Source organism: Paenibacillus sp. FSL H8-0548 (genome assembly GCF_038630985.1).
GTDB lineage: Bacteria > Bacillota > Bacilli > Paenibacillales > Paenibacillaceae > Pristimantibacillus.
Genome location: NZ_CP152049.1, coordinates 3,051,202 through 3,069,603 on the forward strand (window position 1 = coordinate 3,051,202; position 18,402 = coordinate 3,069,603).

Sequence of the window (18,402 nt, forward strand, 5' to 3'; positions counted from 1 at the left end):
AGTTTTTGAAACAACTAGATTATTTAATATCGTCTCATGGTGGCCTGTAGCTAACTCGGGTTATGCTGAATATATGAATTCAATGACCCCAGGAGGACTCTAATGATGAACAATGAAAATATTTCTGCAGCAGGCGGCAAAGCAACCTCTCAAAATCCACTTATTACGACTATATTCACAGCTGATCCCTCCGCCCATGTATGGGAAGATGGCAAGGTTTATATTTATGCATCACATGATATGGATCCAGCAAGAGGTTGTGACCTTATGGACAGATATCATGTGTTCTCGTCGGCAGATATGGTGAACTGGGTAGATGAGGGTGAAATTTTGCGCTCAGATGATGTAACTTGGGGCAGACCTGAGGGAGGCTTCATGTGGGCACCCGACTGTGCTTACAAGAACGGAACCTATTATTTCTATTATCCGCATCCCAGCGATTCGAATTGGAACGACTCTTGGGAAATTGGTGTTGCGACAAGCAAAAAGCCAGCAAGTGATTTCACCGATCAGGGCTATATCACGGGACTTGGCGGCTTTGCCATGATTGATCCATGCGTGTTTGTGGATGAGGATGAGCGTGCCTATATGTATTATGGGGGCGGTGGCAAGTGCGCAGGAGTAGAGCTGAACGATGATATGATTTCGACGAAGGGTGAAATTAAGGAAATGGAAGGTCTGGAGGACTTTCATGAAGCGGCATGGGCTTTCAAAAGAAACGGACTCTATTATTTGACCTACTCGGATAATTTGGATGGTCTTAATCGCATGCGGTACGCAACGAGTGATCAGCCGCTAGGGCCGTGGACATATAGAGGTGTATTTCTTGAGCCGACAGGCTGTTCGACCAGTCATGGCTCCGTGGCGGAATTCAAAGGTCAATGGTATATGTTCTACCATAATCAGGATATTTCAGGCGAAGGCAATTTAAGAAGCGTTTGCATCGATTATTTGAACTTCAATGAAGATGGAACGATCCAAACCGTGATCCAGACAAAGGAAGGCGTTCAAGCTGTGGGTGCTCCACCAGCGGCAAGTCCAGTTGAGAGCAGATACTCCGCGGCAGCGTGCGAGGTTGGTGGAGGAGCTGTCCTTGAAATAACGAGTCATGGAGAAAAAGTCGTAACCCAATTGCATTCCAAAGGCGCCTACTGCCAGTTTGATCAAATTAATGGAGAAAATGGTGGAAGAGCAGCGATTCATATCTGTTATGCCACAGCTGAGCGTCTGGGGAAATTAAATTTATTAGTCAATGACAGTGATTATTCTTTGATCAATGCCTTGTCAACCGGAAGTTCGCTAAACTTTACCGGCCGTGCAAGTATAACTGTTCCGCTAAATCCAGGAAATAATAATAGGATCAGACTTACGGGCGGCAATGGAGAAATTAGTATTAAAAGCATTACTGTAAGTCCATTCAACGATTGACAGCAATATGTCTTGAAAATTTGCCAACAAAAAGGGTTGAACAGGCTTATATGGCTGTTCAACCCTTTTTGTTATGTGTACAGCTAGTGCTTTTGATTCGAAACCGATGATTTTCGATTGCGTGCACCCAAGAAGAATAGAGCGAATCCTGCCATGCTTAGAAAGGCAATGATGGAATTGTACATAAACACATGACGAATGCCAAAGCTGGTAGTCGCGATTCCGCCTGCGAAGCTGCCAATGATTCTTGCAACACCTAAATTCATAAGGCCATTTAAGGTTTGACCGCTTGCTTTCAATTCTTTAGGCACTTCCTTATTTATGTAAGTAGCCATTGTAACGGTAAGTACGATGAAAATGAGACCATGCAAAGCTTGTACCGGAAGTACCCAAATAGGTAAGTCGATAATTGAGAAGAGAAACCATCGCAAAGCAGTAAACGCTGCAGCAGCTAGCAATATAATCGGAATTTTCACGCGTTTGAATATTTTATCTGCAAATAATAGAAAGGGAACCTCACTTAAAGACGAGATTACCATGGACCAGCCAAGCATAACATTATCGCCGCCAAGCTCTCTGAAATACATAGGGAAAAATGCGTAATAATATCCTAAAGTAATTTGCAGTATAAAATTGAAGCCAAAATATATCATGAGCATGCGGTTTTTAAAGAGCACGCGGATAGACATTTTTCTGCCTTGTGATTGATGTCCTTCTACAGCGGGAAACTTCAATACGAGCAAGAAGGCGGCAACGATAATGCACGAGTAAACCGCAAATAAGGAACCAATATGATCTTTGGAAATAATTCCGAATACAATTGACATAATGGCAAAGCCGAATGTCCCGCCCATCCGAATATGTCCGAAGCTGCCAGTCTTGTGTTTATCCAATACCTCAAGTGTTATGGTATCGCTGATTGCAAATATGGAGGTCTGGAAAAAAGTGAAGATACTAATCATCAATAAGAGATAGATAAATTGGTTCGACAACGGATATAAAATCATGGTGATCAAGCAGCCGGTCAGTAAAATAAGCAATATAAAATTTTTGGTCCGTGCACGATCACCGAGTGCTCCCCAGATCGGCTGTGCAAGGATGGCCACGAATGGGCCTAAACTAAGCAGTGTTCCAATTTGCAAAGCAGTGAAGCCAATATCTTGGAAATAAAGAGGGAGGAACGTTCCATAGACAGCGTTTCCCGCATAAATGACGGCATAGAAGAGCAAAAAGTAATTTAAGCTTGCTTTTACGGACTGATTATTTTTCATCGTGACCTCGCCTTGGAAGAAGTAGTTATGATGTTGCATTATACGGAATTATCCAGCAAAAGAATAGAGGGGGCGCATATAAAGTGCAACAAAAACCATAATTTCCCGTCTGAATGTATGACTATAACTGAAGGGTGGCTGCCATAAATAATGAAAAAAAGTTTTTCCATGATCATGTTTATGCTTATGATCGTCAGCGTACTTAGCGTGTTGCATTCTAACAAAGCTTTTGCTTGCAGCTGCATGGATGCTTCCGTCGAGAGTAGATTTCAGGATTCTAGCGTCATATTTACGGGAGCATTGGTTAGTAAAGATACAGAGGGCGGAAATACGTTCAAAGTAGATAAGTTATGGAAGGGTAAGCTATCTGAAGGGTATGTGTTCAGTGGTTTCTTTGGGATGTGCGGGACTGAATTTGAACTAGGAAGCGAGTATTTAGTATACACCTATAATCACGAGGGTAATGAGAAAACGGGACTTTGCAGCGGCAATAAGCTTATATCTGAAGCAAGTGCAGATATTGAGGCGCTTGATCGTTTAATGGAGCCCGCGTGGAGAGGGTATATTCCGCTTATTCTCGTTATTGGATTCACGTTGGCATTACTATTAATTGTATGGGGAGCTAAAAGGCGGAGGAATGAATGAAATGCGGCAGAGTCAGACGTTGAGTTCGCGTCCGAGGCTGCCGCTGGCTTTTGCCGCAAATGAGTTTAGACATTATTTTTGCTTAATCGCTAACGCCTAAATCTAGCCAAGAACTATATCGTCGCCCTGCGCAGCAGAAGATAGGATGACGCTGAGAATAGGAGGACTAGTGGAAGCATCCACAGGGCGTAGTCTAGTGCGGATTGATTGACCATCCAATCGAAGATAGCAGGATACCAGTTCAAATAGTTGGCCATAAATGATAGAACGGTAAACAGCACCAGCAGAATGCCAGCAATGAGAAACAGGCCAATTCGCCCTGTACGCCTGTAAGTAGAAGCAATCAAAAATCCAAAATAATACATGAACAACAAAAGAATAAGCTGCACGAAGAATTGAATAAGTAAAGGGCCGTCGCTGAGATACGGCAGTTTAAAGAAATGCAGGTCACTCCCCCAAGCGTTTGTCCAGGTTTCGATAAGTCTAAGAAGCAGCAGTAGAGCGGCAGAAACAATACTTGACAATAGAATCATGACGGAGGTACCCCAAAAGTAATCCGTTCTGCTTACACTCATGCCTAGCGCGAATGGAAATGTTTGAGCGAGTATGATGATTCCTGTTATAAACACATAAATGAAGATGGAGGAAAGACCGCCGGTTATCATCGGCTCATCAACGAAAAAGCTGATCGTAAAATTGACAGTAAAGCTCGAAAGCATAATCATCCAAGGGATCAACAGCCACGTCCATTTATCCGTTCGGTGCATTTTTATAACGCTTGCGATTTTATTCATCAGACGTCAACCGCCTTTCTTTGCATTTTCCCATTTGTCAGATAAATAATTAATTGCTGAAGGGATACAGGTGCAAGCTCAAGCCCTAGTGCTTCTGCTTGTGAGTGCTCGCTAGCATCCCAATGGCCCATAACGGTTGCAGATAACAAGCTGCCAAATGGTTCGTGATGGATGACCTCCTTGCCTGCCGTGAAGGATTCGACGGAGGCCTTGGGTCCTGCTAAAGTAAAAGCTCGGCCGCGAAGCGCCTCAGCTTCCTCGTCAATGATCAAAGATCCATTATCGATGACGATGACATGCTCAAGCAGTCTACTTACTTCATCAATTAGATGTGTAGACAGAATGACCGTACGCGGATGCAACGAATAATCCTCAAGGAGTCGATCATAAAACAAGCTGCGGGCGACAGCATCTAGACCTAGGTAAGGCTCATCGAATATGGTGAGCGGTGCTCGGCTCGCAAGACCGACAATAATGCCGACAGATGAGAGCATGCCTCTGGAAAGCTTCTTCATTTTCCGTTTCAACGGCAGTCGAAACTCCTCTGCGAGCGAGAGGGCATAGTCGTGATCCCAGTTAGGGTGAAAAGAAGCAGCAATGTTTAGCACGTCAATAATACGATAGATATCAGGATATTTCTGGCTTTCTTTAATAAAACAAATTTGACTGAGTACACGGTTATTCTCGTAAGGGGATTCTCCAAATACTTTAAGCTCCCCGCTTGTAGCGAACAGCTGAGCGGTGATCATGTGCATGATCGTCGTCTTTCCTGCGCCATTTCTGCCGAGCAGCCCGTAGATTTTCGCTTCATCCATGGAGAAGCTGACATTATTGACTGCCTTTATATTTCCATAGGACTTCATCAGCTGCTTCAATTCCACTACTTTACCCATTACGCATTATCCCCTCTCTTGATCATATCCGTTAACTGTTCCGCTGAGATCCCCAGCTTCTTCGCTTCCCGGACCATCGTTACGACAAACTCTTCAAAAAATTGCTCCTTGCGCTTCTCGATTACTTTCGTTCGAGCACCTTCAGCTACAAACATGCCAATCCCCCGCTTTTTATACAAAATACCTTCATCAACAAGCTTATTTACACCTTTGGCCGCAGTTGCTGGATTTATCTTGTAAAAGGCGGCAAATTGGTTCGTCGAAAGAACCTGCGATTCCTCGGGCATTACGCCCTCAATAATGTCATCTTCAATTCGTTCTGCAATTTGAACAAAGATAGGTCGGCTGTCGTCCATCAAAAAAGCCATCTTCACATCACCACCAAACTGGTTAACTACTTATGTAACTAACCATATAACCAAAAAGTGCTATTGTCAATAATATTTTGAGAAATGGGCTGACCCAGAGATGGATTGGTCTTTTTTTGATTTGTAAAAATAAAACTTGGAAGCGATCTACAATGGTAAGGAAATAACGACCTGCTTGTCGAATAAGAAAGCAAATAACACGAAGAGGCAGGTATGAACGTTATCAAGCGATGTATCTCTATCTGAAGGGAAAATCAGTCAAGGATACCGCCGATTTCCTTGGTTCAACTTATATAATTGGGTTAGTTAGCTTAGGGAATAGCGCTAAGGGACGAGGCTACGCTGCAGTTTGTACAACGTAATTGACGTTACTTGCCTGACTCAATACGTACACTGTAGTTTGTGCAATAGAATGTCTATTCAAGGGCGATATTCGTTGGCTTGGAGCTAAATCTCCTGCAAAATTACAATGTAGCCAGCAGAAACCGCTCTCATGTGAGGTTTCTACTGTACGAAGTACAGTCTAGGCTGGAAAGGCTCCAATTCGCAAAGGTGATCCTGATTAAAGTGCCAAGTTGGATCGTGACGGTGATGGTATAGGTTGTGAATAATTTAGGATAAAGAGCGTGGAATGATGTCTCACAGGATGTTAAGGTGGATGATGTGTGGGAAGATTAATCTTATCATTTCTAGGTGAGACTATAATCGAAACTACTTAAAAGGGGTTTATAATCAATGAGTTCTGAAACATTACGGTTGTTCATTGCTATTCCTATCGATGAAAAATGGAGAGAGCAATTGATTGAAAAATCAACACTGCTCAAGTCAAACCTTCATTTTCAGAAATGGACGCATCCAGAGGATTATCATATTACTTTGAAATTTTTAGGTGATACCTCGGTATCTAAAATACAGCAGATAGAAAAGTTATTAAACAACGTTGCTGAAGTTACTGATCCATTTGAGTTAAGAGGGAAAGGGTGGGGAACTTTTGGCTCACAAACTTCACCAAATATTCTTTGGGCAAGTGTAGGAGGAGATTTGAATTCACTTACTGAATTACATCGAAAAATAGATGATAGTATGGACGGACTTTTCCCGAGGGAAAATCGTGTATTTAGTCCTCATTTAACCATAGCTCGTCGCTATAAAGGGAAAGATCAGTTGAAAACTTCCATTGAGGATTACTTTCCAGATGCTATAGAATCAGTTATTAGTTGGTCAGTTAAAGAAATGAAATTATATGAAAGCAATCTTCAAAAAAAACCAATGTACAAATCTATCGCATCTTTTAAATTTGTTTAATATAATAATTATTGTTCAGTTTTGTGTTGACGATCCAAGGGGGAAATCTATGAGGACATATATAATTCTTGAAGAACGAGTCAACAAAATAAAAAAAGTAATGCTATATGAAACGCATGAAGGAGTATATGTTTTTTTTATATGATACACACGAATGTGTTTTATCTCAGAAGCGTTTGGAGCCAAGGTATCCTGGGATGCTAGTAGTGGAGCGGCAAGTATGAAGTTGCAACAACCACGATAGACGACGCATCGCTTAGATGGTCGAGCACGTAGATGAGTCATATTCTGCCTAGATCTTATTAAGATTTATTCAGAAGGAGATCTCCGTGTAAACGACAAGGCAGAATCTTTATAATCACACGAAAAAACACACCTCCAATTGTTTTTGAGAACAAATAGTTAGTGTGCTTCATATGTGTATTGTGTTATCCAAGTGACCACTAAATCATTGACCCTGTGGATAAGCCATATTTCTTCAATAAGGATGCGGCCGAGAGGACTCGAACCTCCACGGCTGTTACACCACTAGAACCTGAATCTAGCGCGTCTGCCAATTCCGCCACGGCCGCATAATTTCTTTCAACAAAAAATATATTATCATGAATAGGATGGGATAGTCAATATTATTTATAAAAAATGGAGGGGTCTGCTGTGAAGCCATTAGAGCAAAAAATCTTGGACGAGGGGATTGTCCTAGGTGATCATGTATTAAAGGTCGATTCCTTCCTTAATCATCAGGTTGATCCGCAGCTTATGCATAGCATTGGACAGACATTTGCCCAGCTATTTGAGGCTGAAGGTGTTACGAAGGTGCTTACATTGGAGTCCTCAGGAATCGCACCAGCGGTGATGACTGCACTTTTATTGAATGTACCGTTAATTTTTGCACGCAAACGTAAATCCTTGACGTTGAAGGATGATCTTTTTACGGAGAAGATCTTCTCGTTTACTAAGCAGGAGGAAAGCGAGGTAACGGTGTCGCGTAAGTTTTTGAATGGTGAGGACCGCGTGCTGCTTATTGATGACTTTCTTGCCAACGGCGATGCTGCTCTGGGTTTAGGACGTATTGTAGCACAAGCCGGTGCGACGGTTGCAGGAATTGGCATCGTCATCGAGAAAGCCTTCCAGCCTGGACGAGAAGTGCTCTTGCAGCAGGGCTATCGCGTACACTCCTTAGCAAGAATCGCTTCATTAGATGGTGGTAAAGTATCCTTTGTTACAGAGTCTGCCGCACAGAACGTATGAAATGCATTGACAATGCAGCCTGCATGTAACTATAATGCTTACATGATTAGAAAAGCTTGATATATTTATTGAATTGGACAGGAGGTAATTACGTTGACTAGCAACCGATTTGCAGTGGCGGTTCACATATTGACGTTATTGGAGACGAATAAGACAGAACGGTTAACCTCAGACTGGATCGCTGGCAGCGTAAACACGAACCCTGTTGTTATCCGTAGAATTATGGGATTACTGAATAAGGCGGGACTTGTCGCAACGAACGCCGGGGTAGCGGGCGCCACGCTGACAAGGCAGGCAAGCGAAATTACGCTTTTGGACATTTACAGTGCCGTTCACAATCAAGGGCAAGACGAGTTATTCGCTATACATGAGAAGCCTAATCCGGATTGCTCGGTTGGCCGTCACATTCAATCATCGCTTGAATCAGCCTTTAGCGAAGCGCAGAAGGCGATGGAGAATAAGCTCGCAGATATTACGCTTGAGCAAATTTCGCAGGATATTGTTAATAAAATGAACTGAAGCAGCGTGAAGCTAAGAGAGGCCTATGAAGGCCTCTTTCTTCGTTTTATCCTTTGGTTGCTCCAGCCGTTAGTCCTTCGATCAAAAAACGCTGCAGGAACAGAAATAATAAGGTTACGGGTACGGCGACAAGGACAGCTCCTGATGCAAACATCGTAAATTCGGTGGAGTTGCGCTGGCTGACCATTTTGTAAAGTCCGACAGCTAAGGTCCGTTGTTCTTCCGTTCTTAGAATTAAATCCGCGAAAATAAAATCAACGAACGCTCCGTTAAAAATCATCAGACTGGCATAGGTGAGCATCGGCCGCGAGAGCGGTATAATGATGCTGAAAAAAACCTTTAAATGACTGGCGCCATCAATTCTGGCAGCATCCTCCAAGCTTTTTGGAATCGTATCGAAAAAGCCCTTGGCAACAAAGACATTCGTAATGATGGCTCCCGTGCTGTACACCAGAATGAGCGCCCAATGCGAATTGAGCAGGCTCATCGCATTCAGTAGGACGAAGATTGCAATCATGGCCATAAAGCCTGGAAACATTTGCAGCACTAGAAACATTTTAAGTGTTGTCTTCCGACCGACAAAACGAAATCTTGAAATCGCATAGGATGCGAACAGAAGCAGAAAGGTTCCGATAAGCGTAGAAAATAATGCGACCTTGAGCGTATTTAAAAACCATATCGGATACTTCGTTTTCTCGAACAAATCGACATAATGCTGAAACGTAAATTCACGTGGTATGAAGGTATCACTATAAAGGCTGTTCCCTGTTTTGAGTGAGGACAGAATAATCCACAAAGCAGGAAAAATGCTGATTACGGTCAGGACGCTTAAAATGAAGTAGCTTGCACGCAGCTTCCATTTGGACGAAGAAGTTTTCACTGGATCATGTCCTCCTCTTTGTAGGATCTTGTCCGTGTGTAGCTCCAGATCGAGAATGTAGCTACGATAACGAAGATGAATATGCCGATCACGGATGCAAAGCTGAATTGCGACTGAAGGAGTGCCAGCTTATACAGCCATGTTACGAGCAGGTCGGTATGTCCTGCGAATTGATAATTGATATTGACAGGCTCTCCGTTCGTCAGTAAATAAATGACATTGAAATTGTTGATGTTGCCAGCAAATTGCATGATGAGAAGTGGTGCTGTGGAAAATAATACCATCGGCATCGTAATGTACCGGAACTTATGGATAGAGCCAGCACCATCGGCATCCGCTGCTTCATACAGATCACGAGGAATGGTACTCAGTACACCAAAGGCAAGTATCATTGTGATGGGGATACCCATCCACATGTTGACGAGAATAACGGTGACCTTGGCCCAGAAGGGATCGGTCAGCCATGGAATTCCTTTTAAGCCAAAGAATTTCAAATAGCTGTTGACTGGACCAAACTGGTTGTTGAACATATTGCGCATGACAAGCAGTGACACCATATTCGGTATGGCAAAAGGAATGATTAGCGCTGTGCGCCAAAATTTTTTGAAGCGAATGGCTGGCTGATGAATGAGGATGGCAACGAGCACACCACCGATATAAGTCGTTACGGTAGCCAAAATTGCCCATACGATCGTCCATTGCAGGACGCCGGTGAAAGTTGTGCTCCAGGCCTTGATGTTTATCATTTTCGAAAAATTGTCAAAGGCTACCCAGTCCACAAGATTGGCGGGAGGCAAGATGGGATCAGCGTAATTGGTAAAAGCGATAAGAATTGAGAAAATTAATGGCAATATGCTCAAAAAAACGATAGCAATAAAAGGCGGCAAAAGTACGAGGTAGGCAAAATGCTTCTGTTCAAGCATAACCAACGATTGTTTGAATGAATTGGGGCGCTTGCCCCGCGCTCTTTCTGCACTTACGATATGAGCGTCTCGAATATTGAGAATGTAGTAAGCGGCCATAAGCAGTGCAGCGAGCAGAGCGACCAAGCCTTTAATCATCATAAAGATCGAGTGGTCGCCTTCAACAAGCTTCGTCATTTTGCCTACCTTCACAAAGCCGCTCGGCGTATCGCCAAGCGTTATGAGGCCATGGATATAATCGTAGAGCTCAAATATAAAAAAATAGATGCCAAGCATGCCTGCCGCCAAAAACAGCAAGCCCTTTAGCCATTGCCGGTTGTATAGTTGACCAAGACCCATGAATAGGATGGACAGGATTGCGGCTTTGCTTTTGCTGCTCATGAGGTTATAACCTCTCCTCTTCAAAAGATAGGGACTTCACCCGGGCCGCTGATGGGAGGGTGAAGTCCATTATTGTTCGCTGCCAGTGGCTCGTCAGCGATTATCTTGCTTTTAGACCGTCTTCAATCGTTTTGACCATGTTGTCGAGCGTAGTTTTAATATCGAGGCTTGGATTATCCCAAAGCGCCACGAAGGTTGCTTTCAAGGCCTCCCATACGAGATCGACGCCGGGAACGGACGACATAGGTACGGAATTGCTGAACTGTTGGAAGAACCCGCTTGTGATGGGATCATTTTTGATGAGAGGATCCTCGCCTGCTTGCTTGTTAGTTGGAATCGCACCGGTCAGCTCATAGTTGAGCAGTTGATTTTCCTTGCTGCTTGCGAAGTTGGCAAACAATCGGGCAGCCACGGGATAAGCGCTATAAGAGTTGACATAGTAGGATTTTACGCCAGAGAAGGAAATAGAATCATTGCCGTTAGGAAATTTCGGCAGCGGCGCCACGCCTAGATTCATACTGTCTTTAAATGCAGCGACCGACCATGGTCCGTCTATATTGAGCGCAAGCTTGCCTTCCTTGAATAGCTGTGTTTTGACATCGTACGTGATGTCGCCGGCATTCATTGGCAGTATTTTTTTGAGTGTGCGCATATATTCGAATCCTTTAACGGTATCGCCCTTGTTCAGTCCGATATCGGAGGCGTTCGTATTGTTGTCGCCAAACATATAGCCGCCATAGCTGCCGATGAAGGGATATGTATAATAGCCGACGAACTCCCACATGATGGCGTATTTATTTTTATCAGGATCGTTAAACGTATCGGCAAAAGCTACGATTTCTTCCCAGGTTGTAGGAGGTTCGGGGAAAATATCTTTGTTATAGAACATCGCATACGTTTCTACTGATTTCGGATAGCCGTACAGAACGTTATCGAAGGACGAGGCAATGATCGCCGTTTCTAGGTTGTCAGCTTTCGTTTCCTCTTCAAAAACATCGTTAGGCAGAAGCAATCCCGCTTTAATGGCTAAACCGATCTGATCATGAGGAAGGGTTAGAACATCGGCTGCTGTCTTGGAAGGGCCATCGGTCGTTAAACGGGCTCCTTGATCTCCACCTGCTACTACTTCTACAGTTACGGGAACGCCATATTTTTCCTCAAACGCTTTTCCAACCTTTTGCATATAATCCTGCTGCTCTTGCGCCTCCCAAATGACGAGTTTTGCACCCGCTTCTGGCTTTAGCTCCTCGTCGTTCTCTACTGCTGCCAGGTCAGTGCCTTGATTTTTTCCTGCATTTTCATTCACATTCGATTTGCCTGCGTTGCAGGCGGCAAGCGCAAGCACAAGGAAGGAACAGATAAGCGTAGTGACCCATTTTTTACTTTGCAACATTGTTGCACCCCTTTTGAATTTATTAAATGCATTCATGCCAATCTGAGCAAGGAACGATTAGAAGATCTCACCTCCAGAAGCGATGGAAAACAAAAAAAGGCACAACCCCGGTTACACATAATGTGCTCGAGGTTGTACCTTTACAGGTAACATCGCCTTTATATTGTGGTTTGAATTCCACGCATGTTGTATGATACGCCTTCATTATATAGTGGCTTAAAAGCGCTTGCAAATACCATTATCGATCAAAATCATCCGAATATTAGAACAAATCGTCCGTTTACTCCGATTTTATGGATAAAGATGTCTATTTCTCTTATTTTGTAATTTTTGTTCTGATGGTTTCCAATGTTATTCTATTTCGTTAGCATATTTTCCAGTCTCTTCACAAACAATGATAGTAAAAGGTGAGGGAAGTGCAGCAATGAAGAGCAGGAATGAATGTTTAGAGAGAAAATCTGGAGCAAACAGAAATAGCGTGAGGATCAAAGCCTGTAAGAAAGCGAGCTTTATTATGGTTATTACTGGTTTTATTTTAGCTATTGGAAGCTTTAGTGTCTCTAATGAGGTCTCGGCAGAGCCGCAAGTGAACCGAACGATTTCCATTGTTATTGATGATTTTGGCAATGGAATGAGCGGAACAGCAGAAATGCTGAAGCTTCCTGTAAAAATAACGGTAGCTATCATGCCTTTTCTGCCAACAACGAAGCAGGATGCAGAGGAGGCCTACCGCTTAGGCCATGATGTCATTGTGCATATGCCGATGGAGCCTAATAAAGGAATGAAAAAGTGGCTAGGTCCAGGAGCATTGACGACAGATTTGAATGATGCTGAGGTTAGGAAGCGTGTGGAGGAGGCTATCAACGATGTGCCTCATGCGATTGGTATGAACAACCATATGGGCTCGAAGGTAACATCAGACGAGAGAATGATGCGAATCGTGCTTAGTGTGTGCAAGGAGCGGGGCTTGTTTTTCCTCGATAGCCGGACCTCCTACAAAACCGTTGTGCCAAAAATTGCAGCGGAGATTGGTGTTCCGATCGTTTCCAACGATGTTTTTCTAGACGATGTCCATTCGGTGGAGCATATTACGAAGCAGATTGGCATGCTGCGCAAGCATTTGGAAGCACACGTGAGCTGCATCACCATAGGACATGTTGGACCAGGCGGTTTGAAGACAGCCGCCGTTCTCAAGCAGTCTATCCCTGTGATGCAGCAAAACGTGCAATTTGTGAAGCTGACAGCGCTGATTAATGGAGGATTAATGAATGATCCACTTGTATTGCCTAATTCCTGAAGCGATAGCCGCAGCAATCTCCTCTTGACGCAGCGGATCTGTCAGCATAGCGCGATCGCTGCCGCTGCTAATAAAGCCCATCTCAACGATTACAGCTGGCTGCTCTACCCGTTTGAGCAAATAAAACGTCTTTCCTTCACGTGGAAGGAAGGCCGTTTTTTGTTGTCGGTTAAGCGCATCCTGAATGCAAAAGGCGAGAAGTGAGCTTTCTCCATTCGTTTGATGCAGAACAAGCGGTCCTTTTTTCGTTGGCTTCTTGGACCAATTGACATGCAGGCTAATCAGGAGCTCACTTTCAATTTCCTCCGTAAGCTGGCGTCGATGCGATAAATCCTTGCGATGTCTGGAACGCGTCATATGCCAGCGATTGTCTTCACTTAACGCATAATCTCCTGTTCGATTAAGTACGGCGGGAATGTTGTGACTGCGCAAAATCGTATAGAGCTTTCGGGCAATCGCCAAATTAATGTCTTTCTCGAGAATATCGGATGAAGTGGCTCCGCCATCTACGCCGCCATGTCCAACGTCAATAATGACAACGGTGGATGGAAGCGCCCAGTCCTGATCGGTGCCTACGGGCAGCATAGGCCAAGCAGCAGCACTGGACGAGCTGATACAAGAAGCGATCAAACAGGCAAATAAGACTAATGTCATTCTACGAAACATGTTGACGATACCTCCAGCTTGCTTTTGTCATAAGGTTATCGTGGCTATTTGGAGGAAAACTCATGCATGTTTACTTACGGATACTGCTGGGCAAACTGAAAACATCATAAGAAAAGAATTTAAGGGGTGGGAGATATGGCGAATAGCGATGAATATGTAAAATATATGACGGAGCAATTAGTAACCTATCTGGATACGCCAAGAGCAGAACGAAAGCAGACCAGATCGTCAGCCAAAGCGCTAAGAGAGCCTTGGCTGACACGTTGGTTCGGCTGGGGACCGGTCAGCGTCATCCTATGGTGGAGAGGCAGATCAGAGCGTTAGCGGTAGAAGCTGCCAAGCTCAAGCAAGAGCAGAACTGGAATATAGCGGCGAATGGTGCTGTCCTCTTCCGCTTCTAAAGCGACATAAATATGACCGCTGCTCCATTTGTTATAGCCGACAACAGACCACACATAAAGCATCTGACCATCAAACAGCTCTGCTGCATAGCGGAGCTGTTCTTTGCTGTTTATTTTCGTGAATAAGGAGCTATAGGAGTCTGAGCGCAATGGAAGCGGCTGCTCGGTCAGCCAAGGCAGCTTATCATAAGGATTGAATGAGGGCAGAACGACTTGCTTCAAGAGACTGCTTTTCCCAGCTGTGTAAAGCTGTTCGGCTTTAGGTATTTTGATGGTGGAAGCTGCAAGCCAATCGTTAGCCTCTGCAGGCAGCGCTTCGCCGCTGGCGGCATCTGTATAAAATTCATGATGATCTGCGTTCACTTTCCAAGCAGCGAGCAGCGGGTGGACATACAGTGCTTCTATACCAGCAGCTGGTTCTGTTAGCTCAAGCTGCTTGAGCGAGCGTGAGAGCGTGTGATTATCGAATAGGGGGCGGGTTCCGGAACCATATTCGCCTAGCTGATAACCGCCGGCTTCAACGGCATGAACGATGAGGTAACCGACCGTAGTGCTGCTGTGTTTAACGAGCACCAGCCAGCTATGAGTACCTGGACCAATGGGAGAAATATCGAGCGTTGATTGTTTCCATTTGGCAAAAGCCGGCTGTACGGCAAGCTCGTCCACCCAGCGCTGCGCTTGCTCCTGAAGCGGCTCGTAGACAGAGGTGGAAATCGCAACGGCGGCAGCAGAATGGGGCTGTATTCCGCCAGCATACAATACGACAGCAGTTAACACGCATGCTGCTGTAAACCTAATGAATTTTTTTGACATATTTATCACCTCATTGCTATTGTAAGGGACATGCTTCAAGAAGACTGTTACAACATGTCGTGTGAGAGCGGCCTTGCGGCCGCTTTTTTTTGACGTATTGGTGCGGATAACGTCTAAATGCTGTCATTCGATGCCTTCGAGATGGAAGAGGCCGCAGTTAATGGCGGACGCAGTCACACGTGGCTCGTATTGCCAACGTATCTCGGATTGGCGCTGAGTAAATTGTTCCTCGATGGCTGGTTTATTTTCTTCAAGTCCATTCTTGATTAGTGGCTCATAATAGCCTCTAATTCGCTCAAGCTCTTCCTCAAGTCTTGAGGAAGCACTCTCCGCCCAGCTGTAATCATAGCTGCGAAGCTTGCGCTCCAGTGCTTGCTCAACGATGGCAAGCGCCTTGTTAAAGGAGATTCCGTTTTTGGTGATGTGAATATTGGCTGGCAGACGAGGTGTGAGCTTGCGCTCCAGCAGCCGATCGTAAAAATGCTCGACACATTGCCCCGTTGCCAGTGAAATGCCATAGCAATGAATTTCTTCTCGCTTGCGGTCGCATGCGAATTCCACCCGCATATTGACGCCAAGCCATGTGGTATAAGGAGTAGACGAAAAAGGATTAGCGCTGCGTTTCTCCGTCTCTTGGAACATTTGAACGAAGCTGCCTTTCGCCTTTGCCGCATCGAACAGCTGATCCAGCTTGCGGGCGCCAAAAAAAAGATCCTCGCGAGGCACGCGTGCGGGAGCAGCCAGGCTTCCATGCACGAACCCCAATGAGCGTCCTAGCGCTGCGTTTGCCGCGGCATCCTGCGCTGCGATTGCTGGGTCTGCTTCCTCTAGGCTGACTTCATTTTTTTTCAATTCCTCTGCCGCGTCATACTTGTTTTTGTCCGTAACGAATAGGTAGGTCATCGTCTCGGGCTCACCGCCAATGCGGTCCACGAAGCTCCAATAATAGGGGCGATTCGTCAGCTCGCGATCAGCAAGGGGAGACAACTTTACCGTGAAATGAGAGGGCGATTTTTCTAAAATTGAACATTCTGTTGCCTCTAAATAGCGGCTTACAAATTTGTGCACCTGCTTCTCGTTCAAGGCTGCACCTCCACGGTTTGTCCAAGCGTATCTAAATTGACAAGCAAATCCGGGCCTGTCGGCAGCGGATGGTCTCCAGTGAGCACCTCTTCGCGGATGCGGCTAAGCGAAGAGCCCAAATGATTAATCTTTTGCTTCAGATCGGTGTCGTTTCCAGATTCGAGCAGCATTTTTGCAAGCCTTTGTTCAATGGAGCCGTCACCCTTCTCAAATCGCTCCAGAATATGATCCAGCTCTCCGATTACGAGCTCGAATAAATTGATTTTTTCATGCAACAAATTGACGATATGCTCCTCAATCGTACCGATTGTGCAAAGGTTGTATATTTTAACATCCTCCTTCTGCCCAAGTCGATGCACACGTCCAATTCGCTGCTCCACTCTCATTGGGTTCCATGGCAGATCGAAATTGATCATATGGTGGCAAAACTGCAGGTTTATGCCTTCCCCGCCAGCTTCCGTAGCAATTAATATTTGAGCGCGGCCGCGGAATAAATCCATCATCCAGTCTTTTTTGCCGCGGTTCATTCCGCCTCGATAGGGAACGGCAATCATATCCTGTGCACGGAAAAACTGCAGCAAATATTCTTGTGTGGCTCGGTACTCTGTGAAAATGATGACCTTGTCATTCATTTCTTTGACGAGCTCCATCGCTTTTTCTGCTTTCGTATTTGCTTTAATATTTTTTATTTTTTCTACAAGCTCCCATATTTTAGGACGCATAGGCGAGTCCTCTGACGTTTTCTTGAACAAATTAACGAGAGTCAAAAATACAGCATCGCGGCTGCTGCATACCTCGCGCTGAAGCGTGACAAGAGAGAGCATACTGGAGAGGTCACCGCCGCTTTCCTCATAACGCTCCTTGACGAAGCTGGTAACGGCGTCGTACAGCGCTTTTTCTTCCTCAGACAGCGTAAGCGGAATGTTTTTAACAAAACGTTTCGTGAAATGAATGCCGCCGTCACCTCTACGATTCCGAATCATGATGCCGGACAGCGCTTCCTGCAGCTGGTCTTCGTTTTTGGGCATCCGCTTGTCGACGACAAAATTAGCAGCAAAATCGCTTTGACCGCCAAGCTGACCTGGCTTAAGCAGCGTTATTAAATTAAAAAGCTCATCCATATCGTTTTGAATAGGAGTAGCAGTGAGCAGCAAACAATATTTTTTGCGAAGTAAATTAGCAAACTGGTAGTTTGTCGTTTTCTTGTTTTTCAGCTTATGGGCTTCATCAATAATGATTAAATCATAGTCGGTTTCAAGCACCAGCTCGCGATGCGGCTCACGCTTGGCTGTGTCGATAGAGGCAACGACGACATCGTAGCCCCAAGTATGCGCCTTCTTCTGAGCAACAGCAGATATGCCAAACTTTTGATTAAGCTCTCTGACCCATTGCAGCACGAGAGAGGCAGGTACGAGAATTAAAACCCGCTTGACGAGTCCGCGAACCATATATTCCTTGAGCACAAGACCGGCTTCAATTGTTTTGCCGAGTCCTACTTCATCAGCTAAAATAGCTCGACCTCCCATTTCATGCACGACCTTGCGCGCGGTGCTGATTTGATGTGCCATAGGCTCGAAGGAAGGCAGTGATCGCAGACATAGCAATTGCTCAAAGCTTTCAATCTTTTTGGCATGCTCAGCCTCCAAGGCAAGCTGGAATAACGTCCAGTCATCCCAAGGTCCGCCTTTGGTCATTCGGCCTTGCAGCTCATCAAACCAAGAGCGGTCACATTGAAGGTCGACGAGTGGATGAAGTTTTCGTGTGGCGATGGCAGCACTGTTCTCGGCTGACGCAGCTTGCGGCGATGTAGGGAATGTCATTATGTGCAGCTCCTTCCGTAGCAAAAGGGATAAGTTATAAACAGTATTGCCTTTTCATTCAATATTAATAAGAAGCTGAATAAAAAAGAGGTAGGACAAGCAAATGCATGAGAGTGGTCATGTAAGCGATGACGATCGCGAATTACAGCTGAAAACGAATGTGAATATCAATATGTGGTATAGTATAATGATTTAACAACACAATATATTGTGCTAATGACAACCGAGATTTTGTACATAGTATTGTAGCTTGGTTATTTTCAGGAAGAGGTGG

The 18,402-nt window shown here is 44.8% G+C and carries 18 protein-coding genes and 1 tRNA gene; 7 read left to right on the top strand and 12 right to left on the bottom strand.

Annotation, left to right across the window (positions count from 1 at the left end; genetic code table 11):
* The first annotated feature begins 102 nt into the window (after window positions 1–102).
* Window positions 103–1,428 carry a family 43 glycosylhydrolase gene (locus tag MHI37_RS12560; protein ID WP_076335769.1) on the top strand — a complete coding sequence of 442 codons (1,326 nt, stop codon included), beginning with the start codon at window positions 103–105 and terminating at the stop codon, window positions 1,426–1,428.
* Between the two features lie 83 nt (window positions 1,429–1,511).
* Here the strand turns inward: MHI37_RS12560 and MHI37_RS12565 are convergent, their stop codons facing one another.
* Entirely contained in the window at window positions 1,512–2,699 is a 1,188-nt protein-coding gene (locus MHI37_RS12565; RefSeq protein ID WP_076335768.1) for an MFS transporter, read from the bottom strand.
* A gap of 150 nt (window positions 2,700–2,849) precedes the next feature.
* On the opposite strand from MHI37_RS12565, the gene MHI37_RS12570 reads away from it, so the two are divergent.
* Window positions 2,850–3,344: a hypothetical protein gene (locus MHI37_RS12570; RefSeq protein ID WP_076335767.1), complete on the top strand. Its 495-nt coding sequence runs from the start codon at window positions 2,850–2,852 to the stop codon at window positions 3,342–3,344.
* Window positions 3,345–3,457: 113 nt separating this feature from the next.
* Here the strand turns inward: MHI37_RS12570 and MHI37_RS12575 are convergent, their stop codons facing one another.
* The 3 genes from MHI37_RS12575 to MHI37_RS12585 are packed head-to-tail and all read right to left on the bottom strand — an operon-like array spanning window position 3,458 to window position 5,399.
* Window positions 3,458–4,138, bottom strand: a complete 681-nt coding sequence (locus MHI37_RS12575; protein ID WP_076335766.1) for a hypothetical protein — start codon at window positions 4,136–4,138, stop codon at window positions 3,458–3,460.
* Window positions 4,138–5,031, bottom strand: a complete 894-nt coding sequence (locus MHI37_RS12580; RefSeq protein WP_076335765.1) for an ABC transporter ATP-binding protein — start codon at window positions 5,029–5,031, stop codon at window positions 4,138–4,140. The genes MHI37_RS12575 and MHI37_RS12580 overlap by 1 nt, the downstream gene beginning before the upstream one ends.
* Window positions 5,031–5,399 (bottom strand): GntR family transcriptional regulator, encoded by a 369-nt coding sequence (locus MHI37_RS12585; protein ID WP_076335764.1) that lies wholly within the window; start codon window positions 5,397–5,399, stop codon window positions 5,031–5,033. The genes MHI37_RS12580 and MHI37_RS12585 overlap by 1 nt, the downstream gene beginning before the upstream one ends.
* A gap of 735 nt (window positions 5,400–6,134) precedes the next feature.
* Here MHI37_RS12585 and thpR point away from each other — a divergent pair.
* Complete coding sequence (thpR, locus tag MHI37_RS12590) at window positions 6,135–6,704, top strand: RNA 2',3'-cyclic phosphodiesterase (protein ID WP_076335763.1); 570 nt, start codon at window positions 6,135–6,137, stop codon at window positions 6,702–6,704.
* Between the two features lie 488 nt (window positions 6,705–7,192).
* Here the strand turns inward: thpR and MHI37_RS12595 are convergent.
* Window positions 7,193–7,276 (bottom strand) — tRNA-Leu (locus MHI37_RS12595).
* 82 nt (window positions 7,277–7,358) lie between these two features.
* Between MHI37_RS12595 and MHI37_RS12600 the strand changes: the two genes are divergently transcribed.
* Window positions 7,359–7,952 carry a xanthine phosphoribosyltransferase gene (locus MHI37_RS12600; protein WP_076335762.1) on the top strand — a complete coding sequence of 198 codons (594 nt, stop codon included), beginning with the start codon at window positions 7,359–7,361 and terminating at the stop codon, window positions 7,950–7,952.
* 93 nt (window positions 7,953–8,045) lie between these two features.
* Entirely contained in the window at window positions 8,046–8,471 is a 426-nt protein-coding gene (locus tag MHI37_RS12605) for an Rrf2 family transcriptional regulator (protein WP_076335761.1), read from the top strand.
* Window positions 8,472–8,517: 46 nt separating this feature from the next.
* On the opposite strand, the gene MHI37_RS12610 is transcribed toward MHI37_RS12605, so the two are convergent.
* From MHI37_RS12610 to MHI37_RS12620, 3 genes are all read right to left on the bottom strand, one after another.
* Window positions 8,518–9,351 carry a sugar ABC transporter permease gene (locus tag MHI37_RS12610; RefSeq protein ID WP_076335760.1) on the bottom strand — a complete coding sequence of 278 codons (834 nt, stop codon included), beginning with the start codon at window positions 9,349–9,351 and terminating at the stop codon, window positions 8,518–8,520.
* Window positions 9,348–10,655, bottom strand: a complete 1,308-nt coding sequence (locus MHI37_RS12615) for a sugar ABC transporter permease (RefSeq protein ID WP_076335759.1) — start codon at window positions 10,653–10,655, stop codon at window positions 9,348–9,350. Before MHI37_RS12615 ends, MHI37_RS12610 begins: the two co-directional genes overlap by 4 nt.
* 100 nt (window positions 10,656–10,755) lie before the next feature.
* Window positions 10,756–12,048 (bottom strand): maltose ABC transporter substrate-binding protein, encoded by a 1,293-nt coding sequence (locus MHI37_RS12620; RefSeq protein ID WP_076335850.1) that lies wholly within the window; start codon window positions 12,046–12,048, stop codon window positions 10,756–10,758.
* A gap of 514 nt (window positions 12,049–12,562) precedes the next feature.
* Between MHI37_RS12620 and MHI37_RS12625 the strand changes: the two genes are divergently transcribed.
* Entirely contained in the window at window positions 12,563–13,345 is a 783-nt protein-coding gene (locus tag MHI37_RS12625; protein ID WP_076335849.1) for a divergent polysaccharide deacetylase family protein, read from the top strand.
* Here MHI37_RS12625 and MHI37_RS12630 read toward each other — a convergent pair.
* Window positions 13,310–14,011, bottom strand: a complete 702-nt coding sequence (locus MHI37_RS12630; RefSeq protein ID WP_076335758.1) for an N-acetylmuramoyl-L-alanine amidase — start codon at window positions 14,009–14,011, stop codon at window positions 13,310–13,312. The two genes, MHI37_RS12625 and MHI37_RS12630, sit on opposite strands and share 36 nt — an antisense overlap.
* Window positions 14,012–14,146: 135 nt before the next feature.
* Between MHI37_RS12630 and MHI37_RS12635 the strand changes: the two genes are divergently transcribed.
* The gene (locus MHI37_RS12635; protein ID WP_076335757.1) at window positions 14,147–14,335 is read left to right on the top strand and encodes a YqzE family protein; all 189 of its coding nucleotides are present in this window, start codon (window positions 14,147–14,149) and stop codon (window positions 14,333–14,335) included.
* Here MHI37_RS12635 and MHI37_RS12640 read toward each other — a convergent pair.
* The 3 genes from MHI37_RS12640 to MHI37_RS12650 all read right to left on the bottom strand — a co-directional run bounded on the left by MHI37_RS12640 (window position 14,332) and on the right by MHI37_RS12650 (window position 18,128).
* Window positions 14,332–15,225, bottom strand: a complete 894-nt coding sequence (locus MHI37_RS12640; RefSeq protein ID WP_076335756.1) for a hypothetical protein — start codon at window positions 15,223–15,225, stop codon at window positions 14,332–14,334. The genes MHI37_RS12635 and MHI37_RS12640 overlap by 4 nt on opposite strands.
* A gap of 123 nt (window positions 15,226–15,348) precedes the next feature.
* Window positions 15,349–16,308 (bottom strand): YqhG family protein, encoded by a 960-nt coding sequence (locus tag MHI37_RS12645; RefSeq protein WP_076335755.1) that lies wholly within the window; start codon window positions 16,306–16,308, stop codon window positions 15,349–15,351.
* Entirely contained in the window at window positions 16,305–18,128 is a 1,824-nt protein-coding gene (locus MHI37_RS12650; RefSeq protein WP_076335754.1) for an SNF2-related protein, read from the bottom strand. Before MHI37_RS12650 ends, MHI37_RS12645 begins: the two co-directional genes overlap by 4 nt.
* Window positions 18,129–18,402 lie beyond the last annotated feature (274 nt).

Bases quoted from the DNA above. Each gene is read 5' to 3' on its own strand.
- MHI37_RS12625 (WP_076335849.1), top strand. From the start codon at position 12,563: ATGGTTATTACTGGTTTTATTTTAGCTATTGGAAGCTTTAGTGTCTCT.
- MHI37_RS12630 (WP_076335758.1), bottom strand. From the start codon at position 14,011: ATGTTTCGTAGAATGACATTAGTCTTATTTGCCTGTTTGATCGCTTCT.
- MHI37_RS12580 (WP_076335765.1), bottom strand. From the start codon at position 5,031: ATGGGTAAAGTAGTGGAATTGAAGCAGCTGATGAAGTCCTATGGAAAT.
- MHI37_RS12575 (WP_076335766.1), bottom strand. From the start codon at position 4,138: ATGAATAAAATCGCAAGCGTTATAAAAATGCACCGAACGGATAAATGG.
- MHI37_RS12585 (WP_076335764.1), bottom strand. From the start codon at position 5,399: ATGGCTTTTTTGATGGACGACAGCCGACCTATCTTTGTTCAAATTGCA.
- MHI37_RS12640 (WP_076335756.1), bottom strand. From the start codon at position 15,225: ATGTCAAAAAAATTCATTAGGTTTACAGCAGCATGCGTGTTAACTGCT.
- MHI37_RS12565 (WP_076335768.1), bottom strand. From the start codon at position 2,699: ATGAAAAATAATCAGTCCGTAAAAGCAAGCTTAAATTACTTTTTGCTC.
- MHI37_RS12570 (WP_076335767.1), top strand. From the start codon at position 2,850: ATGAAAAAAAGTTTTTCCATGATCATGTTTATGCTTATGATCGTCAGC.
- MHI37_RS12620 (WP_076335850.1), bottom strand. From the start codon at position 12,048: ATGTTGCAAAGTAAAAAATGGGTCACTACGCTTATCTGTTCCTTCCTT.
- MHI37_RS12615 (WP_076335759.1), bottom strand. From the start codon at position 10,655: ATGAGCAGCAAAAGCAAAGCCGCAATCCTGTCCATCCTATTCATGGGT.
- MHI37_RS12635 (WP_076335757.1), top strand. From the start codon at position 14,147: ATGGCGAATAGCGATGAATATGTAAAATATATGACGGAGCAATTAGTA.
- MHI37_RS12650 (WP_076335754.1), bottom strand. From the start codon at position 18,128: ATGACATTCCCTACATCGCCGCAAGCTGCGTCAGCCGAGAACAGTGCT.
- thpR (WP_076335763.1), top strand. From the start codon at position 6,135: ATGAGTTCTGAAACATTACGGTTGTTCATTGCTATTCCTATCGATGAA.
- MHI37_RS12560 (WP_076335769.1), top strand. From the start codon at position 103: ATGATGAACAATGAAAATATTTCTGCAGCAGGCGGCAAAGCAACCTCT.